The 6,832-nt window shown below is 71.6% G+C and carries 5 protein-coding genes; 3 read left to right on the top strand and 2 right to left on the bottom strand.

From position 1 onward, the window contains the following. The 3 genes from K6I34_RS28220 to K6I34_RS28210 form a co-directional block, all read left to right on the top strand. A partial coding sequence (locus K6I34_RS28220; RefSeq protein ID WP_229330060.1) for an MFS transporter occupies positions 1-1,138 on the top strand: 1,138 nt, incomplete at its 5' end. A 45-nt stretch (positions 1,139-1,183) separates the two neighbouring features. Next, the gene (locus K6I34_RS28215; protein ID WP_229330058.1) at positions 1,184-2,506 is read left to right on the top strand and encodes an acetyl-CoA carboxylase biotin carboxylase subunit family protein; all 1,323 of its coding nucleotides are present in this window, start codon (positions 1,184-1,186) and stop codon (positions 2,504-2,506) included. Further along, on the top strand, positions 2,503-4,011 hold the full coding sequence (locus K6I34_RS28210) for an ABC transporter substrate-binding protein (RefSeq protein ID WP_229330056.1): 1,509 nt from the start codon (positions 2,503-2,505) through the stop codon (positions 4,009-4,011). Before K6I34_RS28215 ends, K6I34_RS28210 begins: the two co-directional genes overlap by 4 nt. Before the next feature lie 128 nt (positions 4,012-4,139). Here K6I34_RS28210 and K6I34_RS28205 read toward each other — a convergent pair whose 3' ends face one another. Further along, positions 4,140-5,234 (bottom strand): type III polyketide synthase, encoded by a 1,095-nt coding sequence (locus K6I34_RS28205; RefSeq protein ID WP_229330054.1) that lies wholly within the window; start codon positions 5,232-5,234, stop codon positions 4,140-4,142. A gap of 11 nt (positions 5,235-5,245) precedes the next feature. After that, positions 5,246-6,466 (bottom strand): cytochrome P450, encoded by a 1,221-nt coding sequence (locus K6I34_RS28200; protein ID WP_229330052.1) that lies wholly within the window; start codon positions 6,464-6,466, stop codon positions 5,246-5,248. Positions 6,467-6,832: the final 366 nt, after the last annotated feature.

The following is a 6,832-nucleotide window of genomic DNA, read 5'->3' as shown; positions in this document are numbered from 1 at the left end:
CTTGGGCGATGGCGCCGTGGTCGCCGCCCTCCCGCTCGCCGCGAAGAGCCTCACCAGCGACCCCCGCCTCATCTCCGGCGTGGCATTCGCCGCCACCCTCCCCTGGCTCCTCCTCTCCGTCGTCGGCGGCGCCCTCGTCGACCGGATGGACCGAAGACGCCTGATGCTCGGCGCGCAGATCACGCAGGCCACGCTCGTTGCGCTGATCGCGATCCTGGTGACGAGCGGGCTGACGCGGATCTGGATGCTGTTCCTGCTGCCGTTCGGCGTGGCCTCCGCCGAGGTGCTGTTCACCACGGCCAGCCAGACGGTGATCGCCGCCGTCGTACCCGAGGAGCACCTGGAGAAGGCCAACGGCCGCCTCGTGGCGAGCGAGACGGTGGCCAAGGAGTTCGCCGGGCCACCGCTCGGGGCCGCGCTGTTCTCCTTCGCCATGCCGCTGCCGTTCTGGCTGAACAGCGTCACGTTCGCCCTGTCCGTCCTGCTGATAGCCCGGATCCGGACACCCGCCCGGGAGCCGCGCCCCGCGACCGGCGGGAAGCTGTCCACGGAGATCGCCGCCGGGCTGCGCTGGCTGCTCCGCCACCGGCTGCTGCGCACGCTGTCGCTGGTCGCGGGCGCGGCCATGTTCTGCGAGGCGATGGCGCTCTCCACGCTCGTGCTGTTCGCCCACGACGAGCTGCACATCGGCGACCGGGGCTACGGCGTGCTGCTCGCCGCCATGGCGGTCGGCGGTGTCGTCGGCGGGATCGTCGGCGGCCGGGTCGTCGGCAGGCTCGGCGGCCGGGTGACGGCCATCGGGGCGCAGTCGGCGTGCTCGCTGATGTGGCTGGCGATCGGCCTGGTGGGCCGCAGCCCGGTCACCGTCGTGGCCCTGTTCACCGTGTTCTCCATCAGCGTCTCGCTGTGGGTCGTCGTGGTGCAGTCCGTACGCCAGCGGCTGGTGCCCGACGAACTGCTCGGGCGGGTCTCGGGCGCCGCCCGCATGCTCACCTGGGGCGCCATGCCGCTCGGCTCCCTCGTCGGCGGCTTCGTCGCCGACTCCTTCGGTCTGGTGTCGCCCTGGCTCGTCGGCGGCGCCCTCTCCCTGCTCGTCACCCTGATCGCCCTGCCCGCCCTGCTCCGCTGGGACCGCTGACCCGGACCCGGCGCCGGAACCGAACCGAACCGAGGAAGCGTGACCGTGAACCGATACGCACCCGCGCGGGACACCGACCAGCTCCCGCTGCTGCTCGTCCTCAACCGCTTCGACGACGAATTCGGCGAGTACCACCGCTTCGTACCGCCCGGCACCCACCGGCTCGCCTACCTGGCCACCGCCGACGCGCTCGCGCCCCTCGACCAAAAGGGCGCCGTGGCGACCGTGGTGGTCGAGGACATGGAGTACGAGACGCTGCTGCCCGCCGCCCGCCGCATCGTGGCCGAGCACGGGCCGCTCGCCGGGATCATCGGCCTGTCCGAGTTCGACCTGGTCACGACGGCACGGCTGCGGGAGGCACTCGACGCGCCCGGCCCGAGGACCGAGTACGTCCTGCGGTTCCGGGACAAGGCCCGGATGAAGCGCTGGATACACCTGGCCGGGGTGCGCGCCCCCCGGTACCGCACCCTGGAGGGCGGCGCGCTCGCCGAGGAGCTCGTGGCGGAGCTCGGGCTGCCCCTGATCCTCAAGCCCAAGGACGGCGCCTCCGCCAAGGGCGTCCTGCTCGTGCGCACCGAGCCCGAACTGGCCGAGGCGCTCCAGGATCTCGACACCGAGCGCTACGAGGCGGAGGAGTACGTCGAAGGGGCCATCCACCACATCGACGGCATCCGCCGCGACGGCCACCTCCACTTCGCGACGGTCTCCGCGTACGTCAACACCTGCCTGGACTTCACCCGCGGCCTGCCGCTCGGCTCGGTGCTCCTCGACCCGGGGCCGCGGCGTGACGCCCTGCTGGCCTTCACCGCCGACTGCCTGGACGCCCTGGAGCTGTGGGACGGGCCCTTCCACCTGGAGGTGATCGTCAACTCCGCGGGCGAGCACGTGTTCCTGGAGGTGGGCCTGCGGCCGGGCGGTGCGGGTGTGCCGTTCGTCCACCGCGACATCTTCCACATCGACCTCTACGGCGAGGCCGTGCGCGCCGCGCTCGGGCTGCCCCCGCTGACGCCGCCGGAGGAACTCGTCCGGCCCGGCCCGGGGGTCGGCGCCGGCTGGCTCGTCCTCCCCGAGCCGACGCCCTGGCCGCAGCGGGTCGTCGCCCGCAACTCCCTGGTGGAGGCGGTCCCCGAGTGCTACGCCGAGGCGCTGCCCCACCCGGGCCAGGTCTTCACCGGCGACGGCGGCTACGACCACGCGGGCGGCCGCTTCCTCTTCCGCGGCCCCGACGAGGCGACGGTCCGCGCCGCCGTGCTCGCGGGCATCGCCCGGTACCGGCTGGAGACCACGGCCGCGGACGCGCCGTCGGACGCCTCGGTCTCCGCCGCCCCGGCTTCCGCCGTCACGGCCGATGCCGCGGGCGCCCGGTGAGCGCCCCCCTGGACGTTCCGGACAGCGGCACCCTGCGCGTCCAGCTCGGCATGCCGTCCGCGATCGACCCCGGCACCGCCTTCGAGCACGACGGGGCGCTGATCGCGGCACTCCTCGCCGACCCGCTCGTGGACTGCGACCCGGCGACCGGACGGCTCGCCCCCGCGGCCGCGAGCGACTGGCAGGTGGCACCGGACGGCCTGTCCGTACGGTTCGCGCTGCGGCCGGACGTGCGCTTCCACCACGGCCGCCGCGTCACCGCGGAGGACTACCGCTACGCGCTGTCCCGCGTCGCCGCCCCCGGAACCGACTCGGCGCACGCGCCCCTGCTGTCGATGATCGAGGGCTACGAGGACGTACGGGCCGGGCGCGACGAACGCCTCAGCGGGGTGCAGGCCCTGGACGCGCTGCTGCTGGAGGTCCGGCTGAACGCCCCCTTCCACGACATCGCCGCCGTCTTCAGCCACCGGGCGACGACCGCGGTGCCCGCCGAACTCGCCGAGGCCGACCCGAAGGGCTTCGCCCGGCACCCGGTCGGCAACGGCCCGTACCGGCTCGATGCGCCCTGGGAGCCGGGCGCGGACGTCGTACTGGAGCGCTTCGACGGCTACTACGCGCGCAACGCCGCGCACGCCACGGGCGGCGTCGGCCAGGCGGCACGGGTCGTCTTCCGTACCCACCCCGACCTGGCCGAGGGCTACGCGGCGTTCCTGCGGGGCGAGACCGACGTGACGGAGGTGCCGCCGACCCTGATCACCGGGGCGGCGGCCGAGGGCGGACCGTCCTTCCGCGTCACGCCCAACCCCATGGTCACCTTCCTCGGCTTCCCGACCGGCGTGCCGCCCTACGACGACCCCGTGGTGCGGCGCGCGGTGGCCATGTGCGTGGACCGGGAAGGGATCGGCCGCCGCCACTTCGGCGGGACGCGGCCGGTGGCGCACCGCGTCCTGCCGCCCGTGCTGGACCCGGGCGGGGAGCCGTCCGACGTGATCCCCTACGACCCCGCCGGGGCACGGCGGCTCCTCGCGGAGCACGGCGCCGCCCCGCCGGACCGCTTCGCCTTCCGCTTCCCCGCGGGGCAGGGGCACGAGGGGTGGGCGGCGGACCTGGCCTCGTGCGTCGGCGCCGCGCTGGGCATCCCGGCGGAGGCGGTACCGGTGGACCGCTCGGTGTTCCTGGACGAACTGTCCTCGTCGAACGCGCCGTTCAGGATCAACTGGCAGGTGGACTTCCTCTCCGCGGACAACGCGATCGGTCCGCTGCTGGACGGGTTGCCCTACGGGAACCCGCGGGTCGACGATCTGCTGACGGCGGCGCGGGGGGTCACGGACCCCGCTGCGCGCCTTTCCCGTTACCGGGAGGCGGAGTCGGTGCTGCTGTCGGATCTGCCGCTGCTCCCCTTGTGGGAAGGGGCCCTGTACCACTTGGTGTCACCGCGTGTGCGGGTACGGGGGCCTTGGACCAATCCTTTCGGGGAGCCGGTGTTGAGCCAGTACGGCGTGTGACTCCGTCCGTTTGCGCCTCCCGGGCTGCGGCCTGGGCCCGGTAGGCGTCTACAGGTCGTACACAGCTGGTCGCGCCCACGCGGCGGAGCCGCATATCGATACAGCCCCGCGCCCCTGACGGGGCGCGCCTACGCCGCCGGTGCCTGCACCGGGACCGCGTCCTCCGCAGTGGCGCCATTGGCCGACCACGTACCCAGGGCGATCTCCGCCGTGATGCCGGGGCCGAAGCCCGCGATCACGCCCCGCGCGTCATGGTCGGCTCCCCCGTCCGCGAAGAGCCTTTCCAGCGCGTCGAAGATGACCGCGCTGGCGATGTTGCCCCGCTCCGTGAGCGTGGCCCGGCTGTAGCGGAACATCTCCTCCGGCAGGTTGAGGTATTTGCACAGGTCGTCCAGGATGCGGGGGCCGCCCGCGTGGACGATGTACCAGTCGAGGCCGGACATGTCCCAGTCGTACGGCTCCGCCATCGCCCGCATCGCGGGCGCGAGCATGGCCATCGTGCCGGGCACGCGTTTGTCGAGCATGAAGTGGAACCCGGTGTCCCGGACGCCGTACGAGATCCAGTCCTCGGTGTCGGGCACCAGGTGGGAGCCGTTGCGCTCCAGCCGGACGCCGACGCCGCCGGCGCCGCGCACCACGGCCGCCGCCAGGGCGTCGCCGAAGAGGCCGTTGGAGAGGAGGTTGCCCACCCCGAGGTCGGTGGGCTGGTAGCAGAGCGAGCAGAACTCGCAGGCCACGATCAGCACATTCTTCTCGGGGTAGGCGGTGCAGAAGTCGTGCGCGCGGTTGATGGCCGCGCCACCGGCCGCACAGCCGAGCTGCGCGATCGGCAGCTGCCGGGTCTCCGTCCGGAAGTCCATGGTGTTGATGATCCAGGCGGTCATCGAGGGCATCATGAAGCCGGTGCACGAGACATAGACGATCAAGTCGATCTCGCGGCTGGTCATTTCGGCGTGGTCCAGCGCGCGCCGGATGACCTCGGGCACGCGCGCCTTGGCCTCGATCTCGTAGAGCGCGTTCCGGGCGGTGAAACCGGGGTGCTTGAGGGTGTCCTCGATCGGCTGCACCAGGTGCCGGGTCTGCACTCCGGTATTGCCGATCAGCCGCAGGGCGAGGCCCAGTTGCGGGTGGTCGGCGTGGATCGTGCGCGCGAGGTCGAGGGTCTCCTCCCGGGTGATGATGTATTCGGGAACGGAGATGGCCGGTCTGCACAGAGTTGCCATGACGCACTCCTTTACCAGGCGACCGGCAGGGTGAGCGGATAGCGCCAGATCGAGGTGGTGTTCCACTTCACCTCCTCCGCCGGTACGGCCAGACGCAGTTTCGGGAACCGCTCGAGCAGAGTGGCGAGGGTTACCTGGAGCACCATGCGGGCCATGTGGGACCCCAGACAGTGGTGGCTCCCATAGCCGAAGGCCATGTGGACGGCGGGGTCCTTGCGGTCGAAGTCCAGCACGTCGGGGTCGGGGAAGATGCGCCCGTCCCGGTTGGCCGTCAGGTACGACACGTGGACGACGTCGCCCTTCTTGACGGTCACCCCGTCGAACTCGACGTCCTCCAGGGCCACCCGGGGGATGCCGACGCCCTGCCGGAACGGGATGTAGCGCAGCAGCTCCTCAAGGGCCTGCGGAAGGATCTCGGGCCGGGACCGCAGGTCCGCCAGGTGATCCGGGTGGGTGAGCAGGGTGTAGATGACGTTGCAGATGTCGTACGTGGTGGTGTCGTGGCCGGTGACCACCAGGAGCATGGCGAGGACGGCCAGCTCCTCCGAGTCGAGCATCTCCTCGCCGACGCGGGCCTGGGCGAGCGAACTGATCAGGTCGGAGCCGGGGTTGGCCCGGCGCTCGGCACTGAGCTCGCTGAAGTAGGCCCGCAGACCGGCCTTGGCCTCGGCCGCCGAGGTCTTCTCGGTCAGCGACATGGACATCATGGCCATGGCCCACTGCCGGATCTGCCTGCGGTCCTCCTCGGGGATCTGCAGCATGTCGCAGATGGCCCGCAGGGGGAGCCGGCCCGCGAGGTGATCGGCGATGTCGGCCGGGGCACCGTGCTCCTCCATGCCGTCCAGCAGCTCGTTCACCGTGGCCTGGGTCAGCGGGCGTTGCTCCTCGACCTGCTTCGTGGTGAACGCCTTCACGATGATCTTGCGGACCCGGTTGAGGTCGGGCGGGTCCATCACATTGATCGCCTCGGACTGGACGATCGGCGCCGGGGTGATGCGCGGGAAGTCCATCCCGATCAGCGCGGCCCGGCTGAACCGCTTGTCCGAGGTGACCGTCGCCACGTAGTCGTACCGAGTCACCAGCCAGCACGTGCCTTCGCCGTACGGCATCTGCACACGGGTGACGGGTGCCTCCTGCAGCATCCGGCTCATGAACGGGTCGGGTTCCAGAGCCTTGTCATGTCGGAAGGGACAGCTCCGCACGGGCTCCGGCCCGATCTCGGAATCGGTCATCGCAGACTCCCTTGTGCCCAGGGCCCCGCCGATGGCGCGCCAGCCTATTTTCAGACGATGCCGCAATGGCAAGCCCGCCACACGCAAGCCTCCACGATTCACCCGTACGATGGATTTTTAGTGGAATCACCGACAACATCCCACTCTCGGCCACCTTTCTCCCCTTTACTTCGCGACTTCTCTTTTACGACGCGACGCGCCATCCGCACCCCCAGCGCCACCACGCGTGCCACCCCCGAGCCATTTGGCTCCCCCGCCCTTGCCGTGCCCTTGCCGGGGGCTTGTCGGTGGGGCGCCTACCGGGGTGCGTCTTGCGCTGCGTCCGGCGTCTGCGGGCCGGTGGGGGCTTGTCGCGCAGTTCCCCGC

The sequence above is a fragment of the Streptomyces sp. UNOC14_S4 genome, assembly GCF_020740835.1.
Classification (GTDB): Bacteria; Actinomycetota; Actinomycetes; order Streptomycetales; family Streptomycetaceae; genus Streptomyces.
The sequence above is the reverse complement of the archived record's forward strand: the minus strand, read 5'-3'. Positions and strand labels throughout refer to the sequence as shown.